Below are 26,305 nucleotides of genomic sequence, written 5' to 3' on the forward strand. Positions count from 1 at the left end.
TCATGCTAAGTAACGATATTCTGCGCAGCGTGCGCTACATTTTGAAAGCCAATAATAATGACCTGGTGCGTATTCTGGCGCTGGGTAATGTCGAAGCCACCGCGGAACAGATCGCCGTCTGGCTACGTAAAGAAGACGAAGAGGGTTTTCAGCGTTGTCCGGACATTGTTTTGTCGTCATTCCTCAATGGCCTGATTTATGAAAAACGCGGCAAGGATGAGTCTGCTCCGGCACTGGAGCCGGAACGTCGCATTAATAACAACATCGTGCTGAAAAAATTACGCATCGCGTTTTCGCTGAAAACCGATGACATTCTGGCTATCCTCACCGAACAGCAGTTCCGCGTTTCGATGCCGGAAATTACAGCGATGATGCGCGCACCGGATCATAAAAACTTCCGCGAATGCGGCGATCAATTTTTACGTTATTTTCTGCGTGGACTGGCAGCGCGCCAGCATGTGAAAAAAGGCTAAAAAATTGGCGGTCATGTTTAGAGCATGACCGCCAACCGATTATTTCACTTCTTTAAAACCAGCGGCTTTCATCACCAGTTCCATTTGCGCCATAGTGATACCTTTTTTGGCATCTTCAGCAGAAACGTTGATTCCTGAAATACCCTGCAGGGCTTTAAAATCCACTTTTTCCATATCGATAGTCACGTTTTCCTGCGCGTAGGTATCGGTATAGGTTAATTTTTCTTCAACACCCGCGATGTTTTTGTATTTGGCGCTTAACGGCTCAAGTGTCTTGGCAGCATCTTCTTTGGTGGTTGCACCAATGGAGGCAAATTGAATTTTGGTTTCAGAAGATTGCTTAAGCACCTTGTCACCTTTGTAGACATAGGTAATGGCAATTTCAGTGCCGTTCAGATTGGCGCTGAATTTCTTCGATTCTTCTTTGTCACCGCAGCCAGCAAGAGAGAAAACCAGAACAGATGCAACAACGAGGGAAAACAGCTTATTGAAAGCCTTCATGTAAAACTCCATTTTATTTAATCAAGGAACTGGTGACTCTCACCAGGGACTATATAGGATATGCCTAATACCGTGGCGTGAGCAGTCCGGAACTGGAGTAGAACTCTTAGTAAAAAGCACTATTTCATCCTTGTTGCTGAAGCATGGGGAATAATTGTTCGCAAAGCAAAACACCGTTATTCATTGCTTCTACCCGTGCCTCGCTTTCTGTATTACGAAATTGTCCCAACACATGTGCCAGCCGATAAAAACCCACCGCGGTGAGGTCATTCGCCAGCAACTCTGCCTGACCAATAGCACTCTGTTCCTGATAGCGCCAGCCGTTATGGAGCAGTTGAATAAGTAACGCCTGGCAGCGTATCAGCAACTGATGAGCAGTAGACGGCACAGGCAAAACGCTGGCAGAAGGTAGCGGTGCCACAGGCGTAGTTTCTGCGTCCAGCGCCCAGGCACGGGTTTTTGTCATCATCACCCGTGGTTCCAGTGTCAATTGCCCTTCAACAAAACTGACAAAGCCAGAAACCAGACACACGGGGTCGTCTGTTTGTTGCAAAAGCGCCGCCATGCGTTCAACGGCATAAGGTGCGCTGGCTGAGGCTGGTAATGATAACGTCAGCACATTATCTTCCCCTTCGCCGCTAATGACCTGCGCATCCAGCGTCTGGCGGCTGCTGTCCCAACCGAGCGAAATACACTCAGCGACCGGCAGAATAAATAAGTTATCGACCTGATTAAGAGGCCGTATGCAGGCGGGGGGACGCTGGCGTAAATATTCCCGCAAAGCCACAATGCCCGGCTGGCGTAACGGCGCGCTCAACATTTGCCAGGCATCAGGCGACAGCGGCACAACGCTGCTTAAGCGGTTGCGGGTAGCTAACAGCAGCTCGCCATCGGCACTGCGTTTTGCTGCTTGTGAAACAATTTGCCCGCCCGCCAGTGCGCCAGCCTGAAAACTAAACAGCCGACGCGTAGCTGCCGGTGAGTTTTCCTGTTCACTTCGCGGCCAACTGCGCGAAAGGTGCAAAATACTGCCGGTGTCGGGATCGGTAAACCAGATGCGTAAACCATAATGCTCAATATCCTGCCAGCAACGCATACCTAAAGACACCAGCCGCAGATGATCAAGCTTTGCTTCTCCGGCAATGCCAGAGCCAACGACCGTGCGCCACGGCACAGGAGGAACTTCACCAATACTGTCGCGCCGGGCCATCTCTTGTGCGCAATTTAATCGACTGTTTAATGCCGCAAGCTGATGTAAGCATTCTCCGGCATTATAGTGGCTGGCGCGGGCGTGGAAGGCATCAACGCTGGCGCGCAGTTGCCGTAGCGATTCACTCACCCAGCGCCAGTTGCAGGTCTCTGCCGCCTGCAATGCGCGGTTGAATGCTGCCTCGTAATGGATGAGCGGCTGGCTGATGCCGCCAAGCCATAATGTCTGGCTTAATTGCTGAACATATTGACGACACGCGTTGCCTTCTTCGCTGGCAAACGGATCGTCAGATGATGTGACGTGTTCGCTGCGCATCTGCCAGATTAAATGGTTAAATTCTGCTTGCTGCGCTTTGGCCTCGACGAAGGCCTGTACCGCCAGTACGACATGTTCGCAAAGTGTGCCTTCAATACAATCACAACGGGCGAAACGAATACTGCTGCGGGAATAAAAACGCACATCGCTCATCGGTAAGCGGGCAGAGGGAATTTCACCCGGCGCACAGAACAACTCAATGGTGATGCCTTTAGCGACCAGCGCCTGTGCGCGTTTGCGGGTAGCATCGGGAAGGGTAGCCAGTTCTTCCAGCCAGATTGCCGGATCCCACTCTTCTTCTTTTTCCGTAGACTGAGTGGTGGCACAAAGTCGTTGATAACTTAACACCAGCATCACGCGATGACGGCACATACCGTTGGCCCCGCAACTGCACTGAGCCTCTTTCAGTGCCTGGCCGTTCGCCAGCTGGGTACGGACACCGTCACTGAAGGTGGCGATTAAAGCGTCGTTCTCATGGCTGATCTCCGGGACGTTGCCATTTTCCAGTTCCTTAAGACTGCGCTTAACAAAACCGGCATTGCTTAACGCCGTCAGGGCCTGCGGTGTCAGTTCTAATAATTCCGGACGTAGTGAATTCATGACTGAAGATTCTCCGCAAGCCATGATGCCAGCTCGCCCGGCGTCATGGCGGCTATTTGTGCGCCGACATTAACCAGCGCCTGGGCCGTATCGCGGTCATAGCAAGGTGTTGCGGTGCTATCGAGCGCTGCCAGTCCCAGCACTTTGATGCCGCTCTGGACACACTTTTTCACCTGATGCGTCAGTAATGATGATGAACCCCCTTCGTAAAAATCGCTCACGAGGATAATGACGCTTTTCGCTGGTTGTTCAATAAGTTGCCGACCATACTCCACGGCACTGGCGATATTGGTCCCGCCGCACAACTGTACTTTCATTAATAACTCTACCGGATCGGCAACGTCTGCCGTGAGATCAACGACGCTTGTGTCAAACGCCACCAGATGGGTACGAATGCCGGGTAACTGCCACAAACAGGCCGCCATCACCGCAGAGTGGATCACCGAATCGACCATCGATCCGCTTTGATCAACCAGTAAGACCAGTTGCCATTGTTCGCTTTGGCGTTTAATGCGGCTGTTAAAGCGGGGGGATTCGATATACAACTTGCCGTGTTGCGGGTGCCAGTGTTGCAGGTTGGCGCGCAGAGTACTTTTGAAATCAAAGTTTCGCGCCAGTGGAATAAATGAACGGCGACGGCGATCGCGGACACCAGAAAAAGCCTGACGAACTTCCTTTGCCAGTCGAGCCATAATTTCTTCAACAACCTGGCACACTATCCGGCGGGCGGCAGCCAGTACTTCGGGGTTCATCAGATGTTTGGTGTGCAAAACAGCGCGTAGCAGGCTTTCAGAAGGCTGCATACGTTCCAGCACGTCGAGATTCGTCACCACATCTTCAATGCCGTAGCGCAGCACGGCATCGCTTTCCAGCCGCTCAATCACCTGCTGCGGAAACAGCGTGTGAATACTGTTGATCCACTCAGGGGTGGTGAGATTTGAGCCACCTAATCCACTGGAACGTTCACCACGCTGGAGCCGTTCAGGATCGCGCCCATACAGCCACTCCAGCGCGTGGTCTATCTGCCGGGCGTTGTCATCCAGCCCACAAAGCGTCGTTTCTGCCGCTTCGCCAAGAATTAATCGCCAGCGTTGTAGCTCACGGGTGGTCAGAAGATCGTTCAGTTCAGACATGGAAAACTCCCCAGTTTTGCAGCGATGCCAGTGCCTGCTGTTCGAGTTGTTGATGATGTGCAATGGCCTGTGGTGGACAATGCAACGGCATTTGCAGCGCCGAAACGGGAAGTTGCGCCAGTTGATAATGCTCAAGCACCTGATGCGCCAGCGTCCCGCGTTCTCGTGGTGGTAGCCAGGCCATCGCCGCGCGTAAATCGGGCAGGGCGTTAATAAAATCGGCTTCACTCAGTTGATTTAAATGACTGCTGAAACCGGCGATAAATGCCGGCTGACAGGCCAGTTGATGGCGGGCCAGCGCCAGCAAACCGTGCAGCGCCTCACCAGATTGTGCCGGGGATAACTGCGCCAGCATCGTCAGCGCCGCTTCGGCACTGGCGTTGGGATGTTCCAGACGCATTAGTGCGCCAAGAGCCGCGCCGCGATCCAGCGCCGGGGCATGAATTGCCTGACTGCGTCGCTCCAGTAAGGCTACCGCCGCAGAAAGAGAAACGCCGGGTAAATTAACGCCGCTATGTAGATCGCGCAGAATATGGCAAAGCGCTTGCCAGCTATGCAGGTGAGCGTGAAACTCCTTTTCATCCGATCTGCCGTTAGATTCACACAGCCACAGCGTGCGATCGATAGTCGCGCATAACGTCGTTTGTAATATCTGCGCGCCTTGCATACCGCTAATTTCATCCAGCCGCCATAAGGCATAAAGCACTTCCAGCGCCTGGCCCATTTCGGCAAATTGATTTTCCTGGGCGATTAATAGTGTGAGTTGCTCCAGTAATTGTTGACTGAAGGACGCCAGACCCGCTAACGCCGCCTGGCTAAGACATGTGGTGATACTGCCGATTCCGCCCGCGTCCAGCATATCGGCTTCTAATTTATTGCGTGCGGCTTCCTGGAGTGTGGCACCAAAACAGGCGGCCTCAATCAATGCCGCATGCTGGCTAAGCGGGCGGGTTAATTTCCAGCGTTCTTCACCGTTGCCTGCAAGTGTCAGTGTACTTCCCTGCTGGCGTACAATCCCAGGGATCTCCAGTATTGCCAGCCGATGTAACACCTGACTTTGCGCCAGCCCATCGGGGGTAAAGCGATTTAAGGTAAGCTCCGCCGGAAGGGAGATTGCGGTACGTTCCAGTTCGCAGGTGACATCTTTTGGCAGAGGCGGTTGTGGCGTAGAAGGGGCAAGTTTACCGAATCCGTCACCCGCTAATGTGTCTATCAACGTTAGCAGAATCGGATCGGTATCGGGATGAATAACGCCGCGATAGCTCCACGGCAACGGCGCGTTCAGGGCTTCTTTAATCAGCGAGCCTGCTATGGCATCCAGCCAGTCAGTGCGTAACGGTAGTGTATGACCGCGCAACTGTGCCAGCGCCATCGCATGCAGATGAGCGGCAGCCATATCCGCGGTAGAAGCGGGCAATTTGTGCTGGCGCAAACGGGTAAGGATAGTTTTTAGCAGTTGTTCACCGGCCTTCTGCAAGCCCCACTGCCAGCACCAGTTTTGCCATACCGGGGCAGGCATTCCTGAAAGGTATCCTGCCAGCACATCAAGGCGCTTTTCACTGTAGGGTGTGAGATAACAACCTGTAACGGCATCTGCCAGCGAGGGCAATTCTGGCTTGTTAATTTTCTGAGGGCATTCGCGCCACATCTTTGCCAGTGCCGGAGCGTGCCAGCCACCGCAGACAACTAACACGTCGCCATTATTTTGCTGCATCGCCCATCCAATCCAGCGGGCCATAAAGGCTTCGCGCTGACGATTGAGCGCATCGCCGGAGGCGTCGCCCCGCAGTTGGGCAAAATAGTGCGCCAGCGCAGAGGGTAATGCAGTTTGCTGGCTTTCATCTTCGAACAAGTGATCCCACAGGGTATCGCTGTTATCCATGCGGGTGGCACGCAGCAGTAAGGCCTGGCTTTCATCTTGCGTATCAGGCGAATCGTCCTCTTCTTCACTCTGCGCCCAGCAAGGCAAATCGATGAAGTAAGTTTGTGCCTGAATGCGACGTGCGGCTTGTAGCGCCTGCCACTCCGGCGAAAATTCAGCAAATGGCGTCCAGGCACCACGCCCGGGGGCTGCACCGTCCTGATACTGGCAATAACTGTAAATAGCTACCGGAAGCTGGTGGGCTAAAAACAGTTCGTCTACCCGGTCATTAAAATCAGCCGGGCCTTCAATCAACACGTATCGTGGCCGCTGGCTTTCGATTAACGATTTCACCAGCCGGGCGCAGGCCGGACTATGATGCCGGATGCCGACAATTAACGGCTCGCTCATGCATCTTTCCTCACGGCAGGCGGTGGCGGGCTTGATAATAAGCCTGCCAGTGAGCTTCTTTATGTGTGGCGACACGCTGTTCGAAGTAACGGCGCAGACGCGCGCGATCTTCTTCGTTATCTTTGACGATGGTTCCGGCAATACATTCCACCAGGTCGGCAGGCTCCCCCGCGCGATTCGCTAAAAACCAGGCGCGGACGCCCACAGCATGGGCCACGTTCACGGCTTCAGCGGTGGACATAATCGCTGTCAGTGTATCCATTGACGTTTTCTTTTCGCCGTTGGCACGCAGATCGCGGAAGGTGCGGACCAGTAATTCCAGTACCGCGTCAGGCACTTTATGCGGAATACCGCTATGGGCCAGCAAACGCGCCGAAGCACTGGCGACCAGTTCCAACTCCTGGGCGAAATCCATAATCGGAAAAACCGTTTCAAAATCGAAGCGACGCTTTAGCGCAGCACTCATTTCATTGACGCCGCGATCGCGGGTATTGGCAGTGGCAATAATATTAAAGCCTTCTCGCGCATAGAGCTGACTGGCTTCACCAGTGAGTTCCGGCACCGTCATCACCCTGTCAGAAAGCATACCTAACAGACAGTCCTGCACTTCCAGCGGTGTACGCGTTATCTCTTCGAAACGGACGATTTTGCCGTCGCGCATTCCCTGATAAAGCGGGGCAGGGACCAGCGCTTCCGTTGACGGACCATGATTGATAAGCAGGGCGTAGTTCCAGCCATACTTGATTTGATCTTCGGTGGTAGATGCCCCGCCCTGGATGGTTAACCCGGCATCGCCGCTAATAGCGGTTGCCAGTAATTCAGAAAGAAGAGATTTTGCGGTACCCGGTTCCCCCACCAACATCAAACCGCGGCCGGTAGCAAGAGTGACTAACATACGTTCGACAGCGGAGGGGCTAATCACCACTTTACGGCTGATATTTTGCGCTTCGTCGCCAAGGATAAAAGCACGGGCCGCAGGCAAACTTAACTGCCAACCGGGCGGGCAAGGTGCGTTATCATTTTGTTTTAATTTTGCCAGTTCATCGGCGTATAACACAGCAGCAGGCGGACGCTGCAGATGATTATTCTGCGGTGACATATATTCATCCCTGAAATGTATTAATGAAATAAACGATATTTTACGCGCAATAAATGTTTGGCGCATTAGTTGTTTGAGCGAAAAATATCTGGAAAGCAGATCACAGTAAATAAAAAAACCTGCTGGTGAGGCAGGTTCTTTTATTTACTATTTTCAGGCCTAACACCACAGCCTGTGCAACATCGTGTTCCAACGAACGAATTATAACCACGGCTGGACCCCGTTGCAATTAAGATAATGAGATTTATAATCCAGGCCATTGGGACGTTGCGCCGGATCGGACCAATTTGAATTATTTAGAGTATATTATTCTATTTCTTGGTTGAATATATTCTGTAGTTCACGATTAAAAATTGCTATTACAGTTTCAGGTGATTCACCTCGTAATTTCCGCTCATCAATACACTCATCTCTTATATAAATCAACGCATCATTTATTAGCGGGTCAGCATCTTCTCGATCACGTTGATGAAATGTTGGACGTAGCCGGAATCGCTCCAGTCGATAGACGGAACCTGTAAATAATTCAGAGCATTTATGGATCTCAAGTCTGAAGGAAAACGGATCTTCAGGTACAGGGACCTCATAATCGTAAATAGCAACCAGCTCTTTTTGCACGATCATCGCTTTCCCCGCTGGTAAGTCGTGTTGATAACGGGCAGTTGCATCACTGCCCGCTGTGTTTTAATGGAAAATGACGTCAGGTGCGCTTAACGCCTCACTCAAATCAAACACATCAAGTTCGGCAAAAGTGACGGATTTATTGTCACGGTACACTCGAAGAGAACGGAAGCTCATTAGCGCTTTGCTATCAACATTGTAGTGGTTAAAACCGGGTGAAAACTTAAGGACCAGCCGGTACTCACCCAGGTTATAGACAAATGCGTCCTCATAGCCTGACTCCCAGCCTTTGTATCGCATTCCCATAAGTTGCCCAACGGTAGCGGATTTACCTTCCCAGCGAGTCAGGCTGTTACTGGTTGACTCGTCAGGTGTGAGCAGCACCGTGCGGCGCGACAACTGGCGAAAAGGCGGCATAATTTCGTAATCGGCAAAAAGCTGTGCAAATTCACTGCGCATTTCTGCTGTCATTTCTAACGGGTGGGCAATGCCAATCAGAGCGTCCGCAGGCAGGTCAATTGGCTCATCTTGCGCATTGCAGAACTCCCCCTCTGCGGCCACACGAAAGGCTTTGAGTAAACAACGCGGTTCATTTGCCGGATAAACCCCCCATATTAATCGCTGGGTAACCAGACGGGTAAAGGGATGATTAACAAACAGAGAATGAAAATCTGCCAGCGACCAGCGTCGGGTGGTACGTAGGGCCGTTTCAAGACGCGGGAGCAGGTTTTTGCTCACCTGAGTAGCATCTTTTTTTAGCCCTTTTAGTCGGGCCAGTGCCTCGGGCGCTTTCAGTTGATCGTCATCGGCGCGCAAACGGGGAACGCTTTTCTGGCGAACGTTTTGCTGATCAAAGATAACCGGGTTGAGATTTTCATCGAAGCGAACGGTAAACTGCCGGGGACCAAAATCAAAACTCAACGCCTGCGGATCATCAAGGCCCAGGGTTGGGACTAATCTGTCCGCTAGCTCTTCCTGGCTTAGCCCGCGATTTTCTGCGACCACCTGAAGAAATTCCGCCGCGTTATCACGTAAGGGGCGGGATTTAGCCCGTTGCGATATATGATGCAGCTGTATCAGCGCCATATCATTATTCATCAGGGTAAGGATGTTCAGGCCGCTGACAGCACGGGCAGATTTGCCTTCTTGTGGCCAGGCGAGGATCTGTGTCGTCAGATCCCGTGCCGTGCTTTCGTCACCAAAGAGACTTAACGCCAGAAATGCCCAGTTGTCTTTTGCGGGGGCACCAGCTTGTTGCCACGCAGTGAAGAGATCCCAAGCAAAAGCTGCCAGCGTTTGTGGCTGGCAGAACGTTTTCAGTTGTTCCAGCCCGCTATAAAAACGTCCCCCCTGGGTAAAGCGCAGCATTTCGCCGATAATTTCCAGAGCGTCATTGGTAACAGTTTGATTATTAGTGATAAGGCGCGGCCTGGACCACATTTGCGGATGCCAGAAATCAGGGGCTTTTGGAATGCGTGCCGGGTAAATGTCCATTGGACCCTGTTTAAGCAACTGCTCCAGGGCAGACCATACATCTGTACGCTGCCAGCGGTTTGCCACGGTTTGTAGCAATTCGCCATGTCCCTGTTCGTACAGTAAACGCAGGGCAAGTAATGCGGCTTCGCTATTATCGCTGGGTTTGGTAAAGACAAGAGGGATAAGTGCACTAGCCGTATGTTCCGGCCATTGTAAAATCCACTGGCGAGCCAGATCACGCTGCGCCGCGAAACGTCGCCAGACGTGGGCAACAGGCAGCGCCAGTTCTGTTGCGCCAAAATTTAAAATTAACGGAAATGTTTCTTTTGGACGATGTGAAAAAGCCAACAGCAGACCTGGTAGCGCATCCAATCCGAGGATACTGAGAAAATAGTCCTCACCCGCGAACAGATGCTTTTTCTCATTGATACGCAGCCAGAAGGTCAAAGCCATCTCACGCGGCAACTGTGCCAATAAATACAGGTTCCAGACACTCTTTTCCGGACGATAATGTGAGTAGTTGTCATTTTCCCATATGTTAATTAACGCTTCTATGTGACCGCTGCGGAGCGCCTGTTCTGCTAATTGTGCTTCCGGGGAGTTCCAGCCATTCAGGATCTCTTCAACCCGCCCCTGGTAGTAATGCCACTGAACAAAGAGTGAATTGCGTGCAGCATCCAGTTTTCCGGGGAGTATATAATTCAGAAACAGCCATACATCATCCCCAAAACCCAGTTCCTGTAATACAACTCGTCCACTTTTTTGTTCCATGCGTTGCGCAAGAGATTCCGTGCTGAAATAACGGGCAGGCTCAGTGGCGGCAAGCCTCTCTTGTTCGCCTGGTTGCCAGTAAACTTGCGGAGTTAATTCGAGCGGTGCCAAATCAAGACGTGGAGCTGTCATTTTTTTCTTACTACGCCACGGTGGTGAAACGAGGATTTCTGGCAGATTGCTGTTATCGGTGCCATCAATAACCGGTTTGGGCGGTGCCGATAAATAACTCTTCAGCACTGACTGGGGTTGAGTACTTAACCACGGCATCACTTCTGCTGCCAGTTGTGGCTGCGATGCCATCAGCGTTTGTAACAGCGTACGCCAGTATTCATCGCGTGCTTTTTGCTGTGCAGGCAGCTTTTTGTCTTCGATGATTGGATAACCAGGGCGGGCTGGTGGTTCTGTTAACGCCAGCAGTTCTGCCAGTGCGGCGAGCGTCGCATGGGGGAAGTTTTTATGGTATTTAGCTACACGTTGCAGGCTGGGTTTGTTTTTATCAGCCACCAGTAGCAAGGTGCGGATGACTTGCGGATGGTTAATTTGTACCAGCAGACTGCCGCAATCTTCTTTATGGGCATACATCGCGAGGCGCGGAATGGCTGCCAGTCCTTGTTCGCGCAAAAGGGCGGCGCAGGCCGCGTAGCCGAAGTGGTTTTCATGCGACATGTAGCTGGCTTCTCGATCGCTAAATATATCCTGGCTCCAGTAGTGTTCGAGTTTTCTCACCGCTGTGGGGTCATTAGCAACAACTTTTAACCACTCCTTAGAATGAAAATGAGTTCGCGGGCATTCAAGGCCTACCAACTCATTGGCTATTTCTGGTTTTTCCGGGAGGATCAGCGCAATAAAAGGGCAGCGAACTTTGGTTATTCCTGGTAGTGCGGCAATGAGTTTGTCGGCGCAACGCTGCCAGCAGCTTTCCTCTGCCAGAGAGAGATGCTTACGCAGTCGGAGATCGAATTCGTTATAGGTTTCTGAGCGATAACCATAGCCATAATCCTCGTCCTGATACTGCAATGTCACTACCAGAGGATCACTCTCATAACACCGCGCAATAAACTGGCGTGCAATCACCACCTCAGTCGCATATTCCAGCCCCTCTTGTTGGACGATTTCGTCGAGCAACTGTTGGCTTTCATTTTGCGCGATACAGGCTAGCGCCGCCATTGTCCGGGCCGGGATTGAGGGTTTGTGTTCGCCGATCAAGTTGATGGCCTGCGTGATGGCGGACTGCCACTCCAGTGAAAAATTCTCATAACGCCAGACAATGTTTTTTTTCTTCTCAGCTTTTTGTAGCAATTCATCACCCAATGTCTGGATGAGACTTCCAGTGATAACGGACACTGGTTCGCCCGGCCAGCGACGATGACTGAGCGGCGTTTTGCCTTTTTTATATTTCAGTTCCAGTTGGGCGTTATCCGCCAGCCACGGTAATTCCTTGTCCATGCTCTTTCCTTATTCAAACAGGGCTTCAATATCGTTAATTAGCTCGCTGGCGGTGATGGCATCGATTACGGAGAACTGCGCTTCCTGTGTTGAATTACTCCCCCAGCCATATCTTTCTGCTTTGCCTTCCCATAGCCACAGCTTGCTTAAGAGCTGCTCAGCGCTGAGTTCGGCTGGCGACATGCCTACCGTAAAGCCTTCATCGATTTCCATGATTAACGACCAGCGACCCAAAGGTTTGATCATCCATCCGATCCAGCCTCCATCCTGTGGTTCGCCCTTTATCCAGCCTTTATTCGCCAGCCCCATGACCCGACCACTCGGGCATTTTCTGCCTGCCCAGCGGGTCAGTTCACTGGCATTGCGCTCGGCTTCTGTCAGGGCGTAGCTGTTACGGTCGAGCTGGCGGAACGGTGGTAGCAGTTCGTAGTCGGCAAAAAGCTGACCAAAGGCGGCAGCATCCGTTGGTGATATTTCCAGAACGTGAGGAGTGCCGATAGAGATATCGCCTTCCGGCAGGGTGAAAAGATCATCGTCAGCGGTGCTGGAGCTGTTATCTTCTGCTACGCGAAAGCAAGCCAGTAGCTGGTTTTCGGCGCTATAAACGCCCCAAATCAGACGGCGGGTTAAGTGACGAACCAGCGGATGCTCAACCAGGAAGAGCTGGAAGTTTTCCAGCGACCAGCGGCGGCGCAGGCACATGGCGGATTCCAGCCTTGCTACCTGCTGGGCGGCGATGGTACGCGCATCTTTTTTCAGCAATTTGTAGCGGTTAACCGCATCGTTCGCCCGCGTTTCATCATCGCTTTTGTTCGGTTTGGGCAGGTCTTTCAGGCGGCTGCCGGAAACATCACGCACAAACGGTTTTAAGGTTTCATCAAAGCTGACGGTGAACTGCCGTGGGCCAAAATCCAGCAGCAGCGAACCGTTATCATCCAGACCGAGATCCGGTGCTAACCGATCTTCAAGCTCCGCCACCGTGAGTTCGCGGCTCTCGGCAATGTCGGCAATTTTTTCTTTTGCCCGCTCCTGTAATGCTTTGAATTTCAGTTTCTGGGCGATGCCGTTAAGCTGCATCAGGGCGATATCACTACCGATAGCAGCGAGAATATCCAACCCAACGGTGGCACGTTTATGCTGAGATTCGCCAGGCCAGGCGCGGATTAATGGCGTCAGTTTGCGGGCGGTGTCATCGTTACCGAGAACGCCTAACGCAGTGAACGCCCAGCTTTCTTTCGACGGCGCGCCAGCGGTCTGCCAGGCGGTAAACAGATCCCAGGCAAATTCAGCCAGTGAGTCGGCGGTACAGGCATCTTTCACCTGCAATAATCCCGGATATAGAGCCTCTTCCTGAGGGAAGCGGAGCATTTCACCGAGGTGGAGGAGGGCGTTATCTGGCAGTGATTGGGCGTTTGCTTTTAATACCGGGCGCGTCCAGAGCGATGGCTGATAAAAGGCCGGAAGAGTGGGGATTTTTGTCGGGTGATTATCTAAGGGATCGAGCGCAAGCAGAGCGTTCACCGCGTCTGTTACTTCCGGCTGGTTATAACGCCGGGCGATTTCTTGCAGTAATGGCTGATGACCGTTTTCGGTAAGCATACGCAAGGCAGCGCGGGCGTTATCCTGGGCTTCACCGGCTTTGCCGAGCGCCGCAGGTAGCAGGCCGGTTATGGCATGTTCCGGGTATTTTAGCAGCCAGCTACGGGCGTCTTGTCGTAGGGTTTTGAGTTTGTTGAAGGCGCGGGCGACGGCAGGTGCCAGCTCACTCGCTGCGAAGTAATTCGTGATGGGCAAGGCTTCTTGTGGATAGCGTGCAAGTGAGTTTACTAACCCAGGTAACCCTTTGAGTCCAAAATGTAACATGGAGTATTCGGTATCGGTATGTGGAGATAGGGTAAGGGCATTCCATGCTTTTACTGCTTTCTCCAGCGGCAATGTTGTCAAAATCCCCAACTGCCAATAATGCCCGGTAGGTGAATGAAACACCTTAAATTCACTTAGTAAGGTTGAATAATCTTCATTTAGCCATGCCTCAACTACCGCTTCGGGAGCTTTAATATATGTACCAGCGATCCGTCGTTGAAAACCCATCCTTGCCAACAGGTTGGTAGTACTTTCTTCATGGCTAACCGTGATGTGTTTTGAATACCAGATATATTTCGCCAAAAGTTGATTACTGATTTCTTCTGTCAGATAACAGATTGGCTCAATGCCTAATGGCGCTAAATCCAGCACCGGAATCGGCGATTTTTTCTTTTTCGAAAGCCAGGGAGGGGAGACTACTACGGCTGGCAGTAGATCGGCGCTGGCATGGTTTGAGGGCTGTGTCAGTTGTTGCTGGCATGATTTCAGTACGGCAACTGCGGGTGTCGAGAGCCAGGGAATGACCTGTTCTGCCAGTGCTGGTTGTGAGATAAGCATTGTCATTAGCATAATGCGCCAACTGTTCTCTTCTTTTTGCCCAAGAAGTTCCGTCAGTGCCGCCATTGCTGCATGTGGGAACGCAGCAATGGCTTTCGTCATCCGATCGTGACAGCGTTTAGTTTGCCCGGCTACACGTATAAGCAGTGTCAATGCGAACGGATGATTGATATGACGCAACACATCGGCGCAGTAGTCACTTGCGGCATAGGGAGCAAATCGGGGCAGGGCTGCAACACCTTGCTCCTGTAATACGGTGGCTGACCATATCGCACCACAATAGTAATCATCAAAAATGGCATATGGTTCGTGATATTTTTCTAATGAGGCAAGAATGTGCTCATCAGTCGCCACTATTTTTAACCACTCAAGCGAGGGTAATTTTTTTTGCCCCAGTAGACGCTGGGCAATTTCATGTGCAATTTCTGGTTTTTCGGGTAATAACAAAGCAATTAATGGTTGCCGCCATTCTGGAATATGTGGAATTGCGGCAATAAGTTTTTGTGCACATTTTTGCCAGAGAGACTCTTCCGTCAGTGATAAATGTTTACGTAGGCATAATTCAAATCTGGAATATTGCTCCAAGTAGCTAGGTGCAATGCCAGACGGCAGAATAATAATGACATTATTCGCATAATCCCATTCAATATCAATCTGTTGAAGGTGTATTATTACATCAGTAGCATATTCCAGACCGCCTTCCTGGACGATCTGATCCATAACATCCTCACGCACTTTATATCTTGTGCATTTCATTTCAAGTGCCGTGAGTACAGCCATTACTGGTGATGGTAACTGTGTTGTTTTCAGGCCGTCGATCTGACTGATCGCCTGGGCGACGGTGTTTTGCCATTCTAAAGAACAGGCGCTGAAGTCAAATGTGGCTGTTTTATTATCCCGTTGCGACACACTACAGGCTAAGCGACGTAATTGGGTCAATTTGTCTGCTTGCTGAACAGGAACTCCGGGAAAGCGGCGATGACTTAACGTGGTGTGTACAACTTCGGGCGGAAAAACGACAGCAATATCTTTCGCCAGCCACGGTAAAACAGCATCTGTATTTTTGTCAGGCGCACGGGTTTCTGCTACGAAAGAGGGTTGTTCCTGAATAATGGTGGATAAGTCCGCTACCTTGAGAGAGCCCGTTACCGTTTGGGAAGGTTGCAAAGAATTATCCTTCGCTTGCTCCACATACCCCTTCTTCACCTTCTCCGCAATCAGCTTAAGTTCCGCTTTTTCCGCTGCCGCAGCATCTGAAAAACTTTTTATCTGACTTTGCCCTTTGGTGCCAACTTTTCCCCAACTGATATGCAACTCGTTTCCCTGTTGCTCCACCGCCCAGAATTTATGTGATTTTTCGTCCTGATAGATAAAGTGTCTCATTCTGCATCCCTGTAATTTTATCCAGTTGAATGCAGATGCTACCAGTATTTATGCGGGTTAGAGAGAGACAAAATCGCAAGAAAACAACTTTAGGAATTTATAAAGAAAAGGCGCTGTCGATGCAGCGCCTTGAAGGGGGATTATTTCACCTGATGACCCGGTTTAGCACCAGCATCCGGGCTTAGCAGGAAGATATCTTTCCCGCCTGGACCGGCAGCCATCACCATGCCTTCGGAGATTCCAAAGCGCATTTTACGTGGTGCCAGGTTAGCCACCATAATGGTGTGACGACCAATCAGTGCCTGCGGATCCGGGTAGGCAGAACGAATACCGGAGAAGACATTGCGTTTTTCACCGCCGAGATCCAGTGTCAGGCGCAGCAGTTTGTCAGAACCTTCAACAAACTCTGCGTTTTCGATCAGCGCTACGCGCAGGTCAACTTTGGCGAAGTCGTCAAAGGTGATGGTTTCCTGAATCGGATCATCTGCCAGTGGGCCAGTAACTGGCGCGGCAGCTGCTTTCACTTCTTCTTTAGAGGCTTCCACCAGAGCTTCAACCTGTTTCATATCGATGCGGTTATACAGCGCCTTGAACGGATTCACTTTGTGGCCCAGCAGCGGTTGCTGGATACCATCCCAGGTCAGTTCCGTATTGAGGAAGGCTTCTGCACGCTCGGTCAGTTTCGGCAGTACCGGCTTCAGGTAAGTCATCAGCACGCGGAACAGGTTGATGCCCATTGAGCAAATCGCCTGCAGGTCAGCATCGCGACCTTCCTGTTTTGCGACTACCCACGGAGCCTGTTCATCGACATAGCGGTTAGCCAGATCAGCCAGCGCCATGATTTCGCGCACAGCTTTACCAAATTCACGGCTTTCCCACGCTTCACCAATCACTTCAGCGGCATCAGTGAAGGTTTTGTACAACTGCGGGTCAGCCAGTTCGTTTGCCAGCACGCCGTCAAAACGTTTGTTGATAAAGCCCGCGTTACGGGAGGCCAGGTTAACCACTTTGTTAACGATATCGGCATTCACGCGCTGAACGAAATCCTCCAGGTTGAGATCGATATCATCAATGCGCGAAGAGAGTTTCGCAGTGTAGTAGTAACGCAGGCTGTCAGCGTCAAAATGATTCAGCCAGGTGCTGGCTTTAATAAAGGTGCCGCGAGACTTGGACATCTTCGCGCCGTTCACCGTCACATAGCCATGAACAAACAGGTTGGTCGGCTTGCGGAAGTTGCTGCCTTCCAGCATGGCAGGCCAGAACAGGCTGTGGAAGTAAACGATATCTTTACCGATGAAGTGGTACAGCTCGGCGGTGGAGTCTTTCTTCCAGTATTCATCGAAGCTTACGCTGTCGCCGCGCTTGTCGCACAGATTCTTGAAAGAACCCATGTAGCCAATCGGTGCGTCCAGCCAGACGTAGAAATATTTGCCCGGCGCGTTCGGAATTTCAAAACCAAAGTATGGCGCGTCGCGGGAGATATCCCACTGTTGCAGGCCGGATTCAAACCACTCCTGCATTTTATTTGCCACCTGCTCCTGCAACGCACCGCTGCGGGTCCATGCCTGCAACATTTCGCTGAAAGAGGGCAGATCAAAGAAGAAGTGTTCAGAATCACGCATTACCGGCGTAGCGCCAGAAACCACCGATTTCGGCTCGATCAATTCAGTCGGGCTGTAGGTCGCGCCGCAGACTTCGCAGTTATCGCCGTATTGATCCGGGGATTTACATTTCGGGCAGGTGCCTTTCACAAAACGGTCCGGCAGGAACATGCCTTTTTCCGGATCGTACAGCTGAGAGATGGTGCGGTTTTTAATAAAACCGTTCTCTTTCAGGCGAGAGTAGATAAGTTCTGACAACTGGCGGTTCTCTTCGCTGTGCGTCGAGTGATAGTTGTCATAGCTGATGTTAAAGCCTGCGAAATCAGTCTGATGCTCCTGACTCATTTCGCCAATCATCTGCTCCGGGGTGATACCAAGCTGCTGAGCTTTCAGCATGATCGGTGTACCGTGGGCATCGTCGGCGCAGATGAAGTTGACCTCGTGGCCGCGCATTCGCTGGTAACGGACCCAGACATCAGCCTGGATGTGCTCCAGCATATGGCCGAGGTGGATTGAGCCGTTAGCGTACGGCAGTGCGCACGTCACCAGAATTTTCTTCGCGACTTGAGTCATAGTAGGCATTACTTCTTAATAGTGAAAAGGGGTTAGATAGTACCAAATGGGAAAATGTTAAGTAAGTACTTCTCTATATTCTTCAGGTAAACTATCAGCTGATGGTTTATCTATACAAAAAAGGAGTCGGGATGAACGAACAATCCCAGGCCAAATCACCAGAAGCCTTGCGCGCAATGGTCGCCGGGACACTGGCCAATTTTCAGCACCCAACCCTGAAGCATAACCTCACCACGCTGAAAGCGTTGCACCATGTCGCCTGGATGGACGACACGTTGCATGTGGAACTGGTTATGCCGTTTGTCTGGCATAGCGCGTTCGAAGAGTTAAAAGAGCAATGTAGCGCCGAACTGCTGCGCATCACCGGGGCGAAAGCTATCGACTGGAAACTGTCGCATAACATAGCCACTCTGAAACGCGTGAAGAATCAGCCGGGAATTAACGGTGTGAAGAACATTATCGCGGTGAGTTCCGGTAAAGGCGGCGTGGGTAAATCGTCCACGGCGGTAAACCTGGCACTGGCGCTGGCGGCAGAAGGGGCGAAAGTCGGCATTCTGGACGCCGATATCTACGGCCCATCAATCCCAACAATGTTGGGCGCAGAAAATCAGCGTCCAACTTCGCCGGACGGTACCCATATGGCACCGATTATGTCTCATGGCCTGGCAACCAATTCAATTGGTTATCTGGTCACTGACGACAATGCGATGGTGTGGCGTGGACCGATGGCGAGCAAGGCGTTAATGCAGATGTTGCAGGAAACCTTGTGGCCGGATCTCGACTATCTGGTGCTTGATATGCCGCCAGGCACCGGTGACATTCAATTGACGCTGGCGCAAAACATTCCAGTAACCGGTGCAGTCGTGGTCACCACCCCGCAGGACATCGCGCTGATCGATGCGAAAAAAGGCATTGTGATGTTCGAGAAAGTCGAGGTTCCGGTGCTCGGTATTGTCGAGAACATGAGTGTGCATATTTGCAGTAACTGTGGTCACCATGAACCGATTTTCGGTACCGGTGGTGCAGAGAAACTGGCTGAAAAATACCATACACAGCTGCTGGGGCAGATGCCGTTACACATCTCCTTACGTGAGGATCTCGATAAAGGTACGCCAACGGTTATCAGCCGTCCGGAGAGCGAATTTACCGCTATCTACCGCCAGCTGGCTGACCGCGTTGCAGCTCAGCTCTACTGGCAGGGTGAAGTCATTCCAGGCGAGATTTCCTTCCGCGCGGTCTAACGCCTATTAACCATTCTGGTTATTCTTCATACACCGCAGAGATGTTACATTGATGCGGTGTATTAGTTTTTGCCGCATTAATGAACACTTATTTAATACTGCGAATATTCTGCGGACCTTCGTCCGAAACTCTACAAAGTCGATTGATCATACAGGCAATGCTTCATTATCATCCTTCGTGGCTGTGTAGTGGATGTACAGCTATAGTTTGTTATGCACTCATTCTATCCAGGCATAACCTTTACTACAGGGATAACGTTCAATGAATAAGTATTGGCTGTCAGGAATTATTTTTCTTGCCTATGGATTGGCTTCTCCCGCATTCTCTTCAGAGACTGCCACATTAGCGATTAATGGCAGGATCAGTCCCCCAACATGCAGTATGGCTATGGTTAATGGTCAACCTCAACAGCATTGTGGTCAGTTAACGTATAATGTTGACACCCGTCATCTGTTTTCTTCGCCCGTCAAAGGTGTAACGACAGAAGTGGTTGTTGCAGGTAGCGATAGCAAACGTCGAATCGTGTTAAATCGCTACGATTAATTTGGCAACCTGATTTTAATTGCATTTAGAAAGCCGAAATCATTTATATAAATGATTTCGGCTTTTTTATTGATATCAACAATACCATTTACATAAATCTACATTAATTGATAGATGCGATAAATAGTTAATACTCTTAAATATTTGTTGTATTTATATTGCAATGGTTAATTTGTTTTAAATCAATAAAACAATGTGTTTACATTGCGGCAACTTTTTTGATGTGAGAAATTTGTTTCCAAGAGATACAGACTCTTAACAACCAAAAATAAATTTTATTAAGGAACATATTATGAAACGTTCAATTATTGCTGCCGCTGTCTTTTCTTCTTTTTTTATGAGCGCTGGAGTATTTGCTGCAGACGTTGATACCGGAACATTAACTATTAAGGGGAATATTGCAGAATCTCCGTGTAAATTCGAAGCGGGTGGTGATTCAGTAAGTATTAATATGCCGACTGTACCAACCAGTGTCTTTGAAGGTAAAGCTAAATATTCTACCTATGATGATGCAGTCGGTGTAACCAGCAGCATGTTAAAAATTAGCTGCCCGAAAGAAGTTGCTGGTGTAAAACTCTCGTTGATTACCAACGATAAAATAACCGGTAACGATAAGGCGATAGCCAGTAGCAACGATACCGTGGGTTACTATCTCTATTTAGGTGATAACAGCGATGTCCTGGATGTTTCTGCACCTTTTAACATTGAGAGTTATAAAAAAGCGGAAGGTCAATATGCTATTCCGTTTAAAGCAAAATACCTGAAACTGACAGATAACTCAGTGCAATCAGGTGATGTGTTATCTTCTCTGGTTATGCGTGTGGCGCAGGATTAATAAATAAAATTGTAAGTTTCTCCAGGTAATAAACATGGCCGCTATCCCATGGCGGCCTTTTAATTTAAGAGGAATTAAAATGAAAGGATTATTATCTTTACTCATTTTTTCTATGGTCCTTCCTGCACATGCCGGAATTGTTATCTACGGGACGCGCATTATTTACCCGGCAGAAAATAAAGAAGTGATGGTGCAGTTGATGAACCAGGGAAACCGTTCTTCGCTGCTGCAGGCGTGGATTGATGATGGCGATACGTCATTACCACCAGAAAAAATTCAGGTTCCTTTCATGTTAACGCCACCAGTGGCAAAAATAGGGGCAAATTCCGGGCAGCAAGTAAAAATCAAAATTATGCCGAATAAACTGCCCACTAATAAAGAAAGCATTTTTTATCTGAATGTTCTGGATATTCCACCAAATAGTCCAGAGCAAGAAGGTAAGAATGCACTGAAGTTTGCGATGCAAAACAGAATTAAGTTGTTTTACCGGCCAGCGGGTATTGCTCCGGTAAATAAAGCGACATTTAAAAAATTGCTGGTAAATCGCAGTGGCAATGGTTTGGTGATAAAAAATGACTCAGCTAATTGGGTGACGATTTCGGATGTCAAAGCTAATAATGTCAAAGTCAATTATGAAACTATTATGATTGCCCCCTTAGAAAGTCAGAGTGTTAATGTCAAAAGTAATAATGCAAATAACTGGCATCTGACCATTATCGATGACCATGGCAACTATATTAGTGACAAAATTTAATTGCAGGAGCTGCCTATGTTGAGAATGACCCCACTTGCATCAGCAATCGTAGCGTTATTGCTCGGCATTGAAGCTTATGCAGCTGAAGAAACCTTTGATACCCATTTTATGATAGGTGGAATGAAAGACCAGCAGGTTGCAAATATTCGTCTTGATGATAATCAACCCTTACCGGGGCAGTATGACATCGATATTTATGTCAATAAGCAATGGCGCGGGAAATATGAGATTATTGTTAAAGACAACCCGCAAGAAACATGTTTATCAAGAGAAGTTATCAAGCGGTTAGGCATTAATAGCGATAACTTCGCCAGCGGTAAGCAATGTTTAACATTTGAGCAACTTGTTCAGGGTGGGAGCTATACCTGGGATATCGGGGTTTTTCGTCTCGATTTCAGTGTCCCGCAGGCCTGGGTGGAAGAACTGGAAAGTGGCTATGTTCCACCGGAAAACTGGGAGCGGGGTATTAATGCGTTTTATACCTCTTATTATCTGAGTCAGTATTACAGCGACTATAAAGCGTCGGGTAATAACAAGAGTACATATGTACGTTTTAACAGCGGGTTAAATTTACTGGGGTGGCAACTGCATTCTGATGCCAGTTTCAGTAAAACAAATAACAATCCAGGGGTGTGGAAAAGCAATACCCTGTATCTGGAACGTGGATTTGCCCAACTTCTCGGCACGCTTCGCGTGGGTGATATGTACACATCAAGCGATATTTTTGATTCTGTTCGCTTCAGAGGTGTGCGGTTGTTTCGTGATATGCAGATGTTGCCTAACTCGAAACAAAATTTTACGCCACGGGTGCAGGGGATTGCTCAGAGTAACGCGCTGGTAACTATTGAACAGAATGGTTTTGTGGTTTATCAGAAAGAGGTTCCTCCTGGCCCGTTCGCGATTACAGATTTGCAGTTGGCCGGTGGTGGAGCAGATCTTGATGTCAGCGTGAAAGAGGCGGACGGCTCGGTAACCACCTATCTGGTGCCTTATGCAGCGGTGCCAAATATGCTGCAACCCGGCGTGTCGAAATATGATTTAGCGGCGGGTCGTAGCCATATTGAAGGGGCGAGCAAACAAAGTGATTTTGTCCAGGCGGGTTATCAGTATGGTTTTAATAATTTATTGACGCTGTATGGTGGCTCGATGGTCGCGAATAATTATTACGCGTTTACTTTGGGGGCTGGCTGGAATACACGCATTGGTGCCATTTCCGTCGATGCCACTAAGTCGCATAGTAAACAAGACAACGGCGATGTGTTTGACGGGCAAAGTTATCAAATTGCCTACAACAAATTTGTGAGCCAAACGTCGACGCGTTTTGGTCTGGCGGCCTGGCGTTATTCGTCGCGTGATTACCGGACATTTAACGATCACGTTTGGGCAAACAATAAAGATAATTATCGCCGTGATGAAAACGATGTCTATGACATTGCCGATTATTACCAGAACGATTTTGGCCGCAAAAATAGCTTTTCCGCCAATATGAGCCAGTCATTGCCAGAAGGTTGGGGGTCTGTGTCATTAAGTACGTTATGGCGAGATTACTGGGGGCGTAGCGGCAGTAGTAAGGATTATCAGTTGAGTTATTCCAACAACCTGCGACGGATAAGCTATACCCTCGCGGCAAGCCAGGCTTATGACGAGAATCATCATGAAGAGAAACGTTTTAATATTTTTATATCGATTCCCTTTGATTGGGGTGATGACGTTTCGACGCCTCGTCGGCAAATATATATGTCTAACTCAACGACGTTTGATGATCAGGGGTTTGCCTCAAATAATACGGGATTATCAGGAACAGTAGGGAGTCGGGATCAGTTCAATTATGGTGTCAACCTGAGTCATCAACATCAGGGAAATGAAACGACAGCTGGGGCGAATTTGACCTGGAACGCGCCGGTTGCGACAGTGAATGGCAGTTATAGTCAGTCGAGTACTTATCGACAGGCTGGAGCCAGTGTTTCAGGGGGCATTGTCGCCTGGTCGGGTGGCGTTAATCTGGCGAACCGTCTTTCCGAAACGTTTGCTGTGATGAATGCGCCAGGAATTAAAGATGCTTATGTCAATGGGCAAAAATATCGCACAACAAACCGTAATGGAGTGGTGATATACGACGGAATGACACCTTATCGGGAAAATCACCTGATGCTGGATGTGTCGCAAAGCGATAGCGAAGCAGAATTACGTGGCAACCGGAAAATTGCCGCCCCTTATCGCGGCGCGGTTGTACTTGTTAATTTTGATACCGATCAGCGCAAGCCATGGTTTATAAAAGCGTTAAGAGCAGATGGGCAATCATTAACGTTTGGTTATGAAGTCAATGATATCCATGGTCATAATATTGGCGTTGTCGGCCAGGGAAGTCAGTTATTTATTCGCACCAATGAAGTACCGCCATCGGTTAATGTGGCAATTGATAAGCAACAAGGACTTTCATGCACAATCACCTTCGGTAAAGAGATTGATGAAAGTAGAAATTATATTTGCCAGTAATAGTCAGGTGGTTCTATGGAAATTCGCATAATGCTATTTATATTAATGATGATGGTTATGCCTGTGAGCTATGCGGCATGTTATAGTGAGTTATCTGTTCAGCACAACTTGGTTGTTCAGGGGGATTTTGCACTTACTCAAACACAAATGGCGACATATGAGCATAATTTTAATGATTCGTCATGCGTAAGTACAAATACTATCACCCCTATGAGCCCGTCGGATATTATTGTTGGACTTTATAACGATACCATTAAATTAAATTTACATTTTGAATGGACCAATAAAAATAACATCACGTTGTCAAATAATCAGACCAGTTTCACCAATGGTTATTCGGTAACGGTGACACCTGCGGCCAGTAATGCAAAAGTGAATGTTTCTGCGGGGGGCGGCGGTTCAGTGATGATTAATGGTGTTGCAACATTATCCAGTGCTTCATCATCGACACGCGGGAGTGCCGCAGTACAATTTCTACTGTGTTTATTAGGTGGCAAGTCATGGGATGCATGTGTAAATAGCTACAGAAATGCATTGGCACAAAATGCAGGTGTCTATTCCTTTAATCTGACATTGTCATACAACCCGATAACCACAACCTGCAAACCGGACGATTTATTAATTACTTTAGACAGTATTCCCGTTTCACAATTACCAGCCACAGGTAACAAAGCAACAATAAATAGTAAACAAGGGGATATTATTCTGCGTTGTAAAAATTTATTAGGTCAACAAAATCAAACATCACGGAAAATGCAGGTGTATTTATCAAGTTCTGACTTGTTAACCAACAGCAACACAATACTGAAAGGTGCGGAAGATAATGGCGTAGGATTTATTCTTGAAAGTAATAGTTCGCCAGTCACACTTTTAAATATCACTAACAGCAGTAAAGGATACACAAATTTAAAAGAAATTGCGGCAAAGTCAAAACTTACAGATACAACGGTTTCAATTCCGATAACAGCCAGTTACTACGTCTACGATACAAACAAAGTTAAATCTGGCGCACTGGAAGCAACCGCATTAATCAACGTGAAATACGACTAATAACAAGCAAGACGAGCAAGTGGCTAATAATAAGAAATAATAAGGTGTCTGCATTTCCCCCTCTCTCCGAGGGGGCTTTTTTTAGCGATGATAAAAAATCTCACCGTCGTAGGCTTTAATGATTTTTCCGTCGGTGTCGCTGATCAACACGTACGCGCCACCCATATAGGTCCAGTGGGTTCCGGCGTCAGGTGCGGGCAGGTTACGCAACTGCCACTGCTTAATGTTGTACTCATCGGTACGGTACATTTCTGGTACGGTGTCCCCTGGTTTGAAATGCTTAAAGTCAGCAATGAAACTGCTTAACTCATACTTAGAAATTCCCGAGGTATTGGTCGAACCCGCGGTGGCTGGTGCGGCCCAGGCGGCACTGGTAACCAGCAAAAGCGCACCCAGCAACATCTTATTTTTAATGGTCATAAACTCTCCACTTTGGGGATCTGTAATATCAGTCGCATATCTTTCCTGCCATACAATATAACTGACAAGCGATATTTTGTTAGTGATCCCATGATTTCGTAAAAAGTGTAAATGAAAGGATGCCCTAAAAGCATCCTTAGCGAGCAGAGAGTCAGCGGAAATAGCTGATTTAAGAATCATCCTGGGCTGAAGATAACATGCAAGCCTAAAGGATTGAGTTATCGCATTATGCCCATGAAGCCATGTACGCCCATATACACACCAACTAAGCCAATCAACAGACTGGAAAAATAGGGGGCGCGTTTAGCGAGAGTGTTAAATCCGCTCCAGCGTTTTGCGACCTGCTGAACGCTGATTGCTGCGCCAACGCCAGGCCAATGCTGAAACTGACGACCAGTGTTGCGCCCAGTGTCAGGGCTTTCAACTGAATGCATATCAACAGCACGGTAATTGCTGCCGGGCAGGGGATAAGGCCACCGGTTAAGCCAAATAACAAAATTTGCCAGTTGGTGACCTCTCTACCATCAAAGCGTCGTTTAATGTCATTGGCATGGGCTCGTGCATGGGCATCCTGATACTCGCCATGTTCGTGATGGTGATGATGTCCATGGTCGTGGTGATGTTCGTGATCGTGATGATGATGCTCATAATCATGCCCGTGCATATTCTCCAGCCAGTTGCGTTCGCCGCGCCAGGTACGCCAGAACATCCAGAACGCGGTGCTAATAATGATCACTGCGGAAATCAGCTGGAGCCACGGTTCTGCTGATTGAGCAGTAAAGCGCTTGCTGATCACCATCCCGCCAAAGGCAATTAACCAGACCACTGCGGTATGCGAAATAGTTGCTGCCAGTCCGAGCATCACCGCTTGTTTAATGGTGCCTTTGATGGCGATGATAAACGCCGCCATCATCGTTTTTGAGTGCCCTGGTTCCAGGCCATGAAGCGCACCAAGTAAGATGGCGCTGGGGATGAAGAACCAGGCGTTTCCTTGCTGAAGAAGAGTTGTAAATTCGGTCATGATAATAATTCTTAGTATTAATTCGGCAATCTGATTCTACTCCCCC

General features: G+C 49.2%; 17 protein-coding genes and 1 pseudogene. 7 read left to right on the plus strand and 11 right to left on the minus strand.

Annotated features, from left to right (window positions below):
- Positions 1–2 precede the first annotated feature (2 nt).
- Positions 3–473: a DUF1456 family protein gene (locus AB4H76_RS08690; RefSeq protein WP_000950409.1), complete on the plus strand. Its 471-nt coding sequence runs from the start codon at positions 3–5 to the stop codon at positions 471–473.
- A gap of 39 nt (positions 474–512) precedes the next feature.
- On the opposite strand, the gene AB4H76_RS08695 is transcribed toward AB4H76_RS08690, so the two are convergent.
- From AB4H76_RS08695 to metG, 9 genes are all read right to left on the minus strand, one after another.
- The gene (locus AB4H76_RS08695) at positions 513–974 is read right to left on the minus strand and encodes a YehR family lipoprotein (RefSeq protein WP_001295429.1); all 462 of its coding nucleotides are present in this window, start codon (positions 972–974) and stop codon (positions 513–515) included.
- Between the two features lie 124 nt (positions 975–1,098).
- Positions 1,099–3,099: an SWIM zinc finger family protein gene (locus tag AB4H76_RS08700; protein WP_001375261.1), complete on the minus strand. Its 2,001-nt coding sequence runs from the start codon at positions 3,097–3,099 to the stop codon at positions 1,099–1,101.
- Positions 3,096–4,232 (minus strand): VWA domain-containing protein, encoded by a 1,137-nt coding sequence (locus AB4H76_RS08705; protein WP_077491859.1) that lies wholly within the window; start codon positions 4,230–4,232, stop codon positions 3,096–3,098. The genes AB4H76_RS08700 and AB4H76_RS08705 overlap by 4 nt, the downstream gene beginning before the upstream one ends.
- Positions 4,225–6,504 (minus strand): DUF5682 family protein, encoded by a 2,280-nt coding sequence (locus AB4H76_RS08710; RefSeq protein ID WP_032266293.1) that lies wholly within the window; start codon positions 6,502–6,504, stop codon positions 4,225–4,227. Before AB4H76_RS08710 ends, AB4H76_RS08705 begins: the two co-directional genes overlap by 8 nt.
- Before the next feature lie 10 nt (positions 6,505–6,514).
- Positions 6,515–7,603 (minus strand): ATP-binding protein, encoded by a 1,089-nt coding sequence (locus tag AB4H76_RS08715; protein WP_001300974.1) that lies wholly within the window; start codon positions 7,601–7,603, stop codon positions 6,515–6,517.
- Between the two features lie 306 nt (positions 7,604–7,909).
- On the minus strand, positions 7,910–8,227 hold the full coding sequence (gene yehK / locus AB4H76_RS08720; protein ID WP_000636925.1) for a protein YehK: 318 nt from the start codon (positions 8,225–8,227) through the stop codon (positions 7,910–7,912).
- Positions 8,228–8,287: 60 nt separating this feature from the next.
- Positions 8,288–11,920, minus strand: coding sequence for a DUF4132 domain-containing protein YehI (gene yehI / locus AB4H76_RS08725; RefSeq protein WP_159189399.1), 3,633 nt, complete (start codon positions 11,918–11,920; stop codon positions 8,288–8,290).
- A gap of 9 nt (positions 11,921–11,929) precedes the next feature.
- Complete coding sequence (locus tag AB4H76_RS08730) at positions 11,930–15,724, minus strand: DUF4132 domain-containing protein (protein WP_077491861.1); 3,795 nt, start codon at positions 15,722–15,724, stop codon at positions 11,930–11,932.
- Positions 15,725–15,864: 140 nt separating this feature from the next.
- Entirely contained in the window at positions 15,865–17,898 is a 2,034-nt protein-coding gene (gene metG, locus AB4H76_RS08735) for a methionine--tRNA ligase (protein WP_001300883.1), read from the minus strand.
- 131 nt (positions 17,899–18,029) lie between these two features.
- Here metG and apbC point away from each other — a divergent pair, with 131 nt between their 5' ends.
- The 6 genes from apbC (at position 18,030) to AB4H76_RS08765 (ending at position 24,818) form a co-directional block, all read left to right on the plus strand.
- The gene (gene apbC / locus AB4H76_RS08740; protein WP_001005448.1) at positions 18,030–19,139 is read left to right on the plus strand and encodes an iron-sulfur cluster carrier protein ApbC; all 1,110 of its coding nucleotides are present in this window, start codon (positions 18,030–18,032) and stop codon (positions 19,137–19,139) included.
- Between the two features lie 262 nt (positions 19,140–19,401).
- Positions 19,402–19,683: a YehE family protein gene (locus AB4H76_RS08745; RefSeq protein ID WP_001324851.1), complete on the plus strand. Its 282-nt coding sequence runs from the start codon at positions 19,402–19,404 to the stop codon at positions 19,681–19,683.
- Positions 19,684–19,975: 292 nt separating this feature from the next.
- Complete coding sequence (locus AB4H76_RS08750; RefSeq protein ID WP_077491863.1) at positions 19,976–20,518, plus strand: fimbrial protein; 543 nt, start codon at positions 19,976–19,978, stop codon at positions 20,516–20,518.
- 79 nt (positions 20,519–20,597) lie between these two features.
- Positions 20,598–21,272 carry a fimbria/pilus periplasmic chaperone gene (locus AB4H76_RS08755; RefSeq protein WP_000677393.1) on the plus strand — a complete coding sequence of 225 codons (675 nt, stop codon included), beginning with the start codon at positions 20,598–20,600 and terminating at the stop codon, positions 21,270–21,272.
- Positions 21,273–21,287: 15 nt separating this feature from the next.
- Positions 21,288–23,768 (plus strand): fimbrial biogenesis outer membrane usher protein, encoded by a 2,481-nt coding sequence (locus tag AB4H76_RS08760; RefSeq protein WP_000945454.1) that lies wholly within the window; start codon positions 21,288–21,290, stop codon positions 23,766–23,768.
- A 15-nt stretch (positions 23,769–23,783) separates the two neighbouring features.
- Positions 23,784–24,818 carry a putative fimbrial-like adhesin protein gene (locus AB4H76_RS08765; protein WP_000405694.1) on the plus strand — a complete coding sequence of 345 codons (1,035 nt, stop codon included), beginning with the start codon at positions 23,784–23,786 and terminating at the stop codon, positions 24,816–24,818.
- Between the two features lie 81 nt (positions 24,819–24,899).
- Here the strand turns inward: AB4H76_RS08765 and rcnB are convergent, their stop codons facing one another.
- Positions 24,900–25,238 carry a Ni(II)/Co(II) efflux transporter accessory subunit RcnB gene (gene rcnB, locus AB4H76_RS08770; protein ID WP_000153067.1) on the minus strand — a complete coding sequence of 113 codons (339 nt, stop codon included), beginning with the start codon at positions 25,236–25,238 and terminating at the stop codon, positions 24,900–24,902.
- A gap of 218 nt (positions 25,239–25,456) precedes the next feature.
- A pseudogene (gene rcnA, locus AB4H76_RS08775) lies at positions 25,457–26,259 on the minus strand (nickel/cobalt efflux protein RcnA).
- Between the last annotated feature and the right edge of the window lie 46 nt (positions 26,260–26,305).

Origin of the sequence: Escherichia sp. UTM R2 (genome assembly GCF_048593455.1) — a bacterium.
Lineage (GTDB): Bacteria > Pseudomonadota > Gammaproteobacteria > Enterobacterales > Enterobacteriaceae > Escherichia > Escherichia coli.

Excerpts from the sequence above, each read along its gene's own strand:
- AB4H76_RS08690 (WP_000950409.1), top strand. The coding sequence starts at position 3 with ATGCTAAGTAACGATATTCTGCGCAGCGTGCGCTACATTTTGAAAGCC.
- AB4H76_RS08695 (WP_001295429.1), bottom strand. The coding sequence starts at position 974 with ATGAAGGCTTTCAATAAGCTGTTTTCCCTCGTTGTTGCATCTGTTCTG.
- AB4H76_RS08700 (WP_001375261.1), bottom strand. The coding sequence starts at position 3,099 with ATGAATTCACTACGTCCGGAATTATTAGAACTGACACCGCAGGCCCTG.
- AB4H76_RS08705 (WP_077491859.1), bottom strand. The coding sequence starts at position 4,232 with ATGTCTGAACTGAACGATCTTCTGACCACCCGTGAGCTACAACGCTGG.
- AB4H76_RS08710 (WP_032266293.1), bottom strand. The coding sequence starts at position 6,504 with ATGAGCGAGCCGTTAATTGTCGGCATCCGGCATCATAGTCCGGCCTGC.
- AB4H76_RS08715 (WP_001300974.1), bottom strand. The coding sequence starts at position 7,603 with ATGTCACCGCAGAATAATCATCTGCAGCGTCCGCCTGCTGCTGTGTTA.
- yehK (WP_000636925.1), bottom strand. The coding sequence starts at position 8,227 with ATGATCGTGCAAAAAGAGCTGGTTGCTATTTACGATTATGAGGTCCCT.
- yehI (WP_159189399.1), bottom strand. The coding sequence starts at position 11,920 with ATGGACAAGGAATTACCGTGGCTGGCGGATAACGCCCAACTGGAACTG.
- AB4H76_RS08730 (WP_077491861.1), bottom strand. The coding sequence starts at position 15,724 with ATGAGACACTTTATCTATCAGGACGAAAAATCACATAAATTCTGGGCG.
- metG (WP_001300883.1), bottom strand. The coding sequence starts at position 17,898 with ATGACTCAAGTCGCGAAGAAAATTCTGGTGACGTGCGCACTGCCGTAC.
- apbC (WP_001005448.1), top strand. The coding sequence starts at position 18,030 with ATGAACGAACAATCCCAGGCCAAATCACCAGAAGCCTTGCGCGCAATG.
- AB4H76_RS08745 (WP_001324851.1), top strand. The coding sequence starts at position 19,402 with ATGAATAAGTATTGGCTGTCAGGAATTATTTTTCTTGCCTATGGATTG.
- AB4H76_RS08750 (WP_077491863.1), top strand. The coding sequence starts at position 19,976 with ATGAAACGTTCAATTATTGCTGCCGCTGTCTTTTCTTCTTTTTTTATG.
- AB4H76_RS08755 (WP_000677393.1), top strand. The coding sequence starts at position 20,598 with ATGAAAGGATTATTATCTTTACTCATTTTTTCTATGGTCCTTCCTGCA.
- AB4H76_RS08760 (WP_000945454.1), top strand. The coding sequence starts at position 21,288 with ATGTTGAGAATGACCCCACTTGCATCAGCAATCGTAGCGTTATTGCTC.
- AB4H76_RS08765 (WP_000405694.1), top strand. The coding sequence starts at position 23,784 with ATGGAAATTCGCATAATGCTATTTATATTAATGATGATGGTTATGCCT.
- rcnB (WP_000153067.1), bottom strand. The coding sequence starts at position 25,238 with ATGACCATTAAAAATAAGATGTTGCTGGGTGCGCTTTTGCTGGTTACC.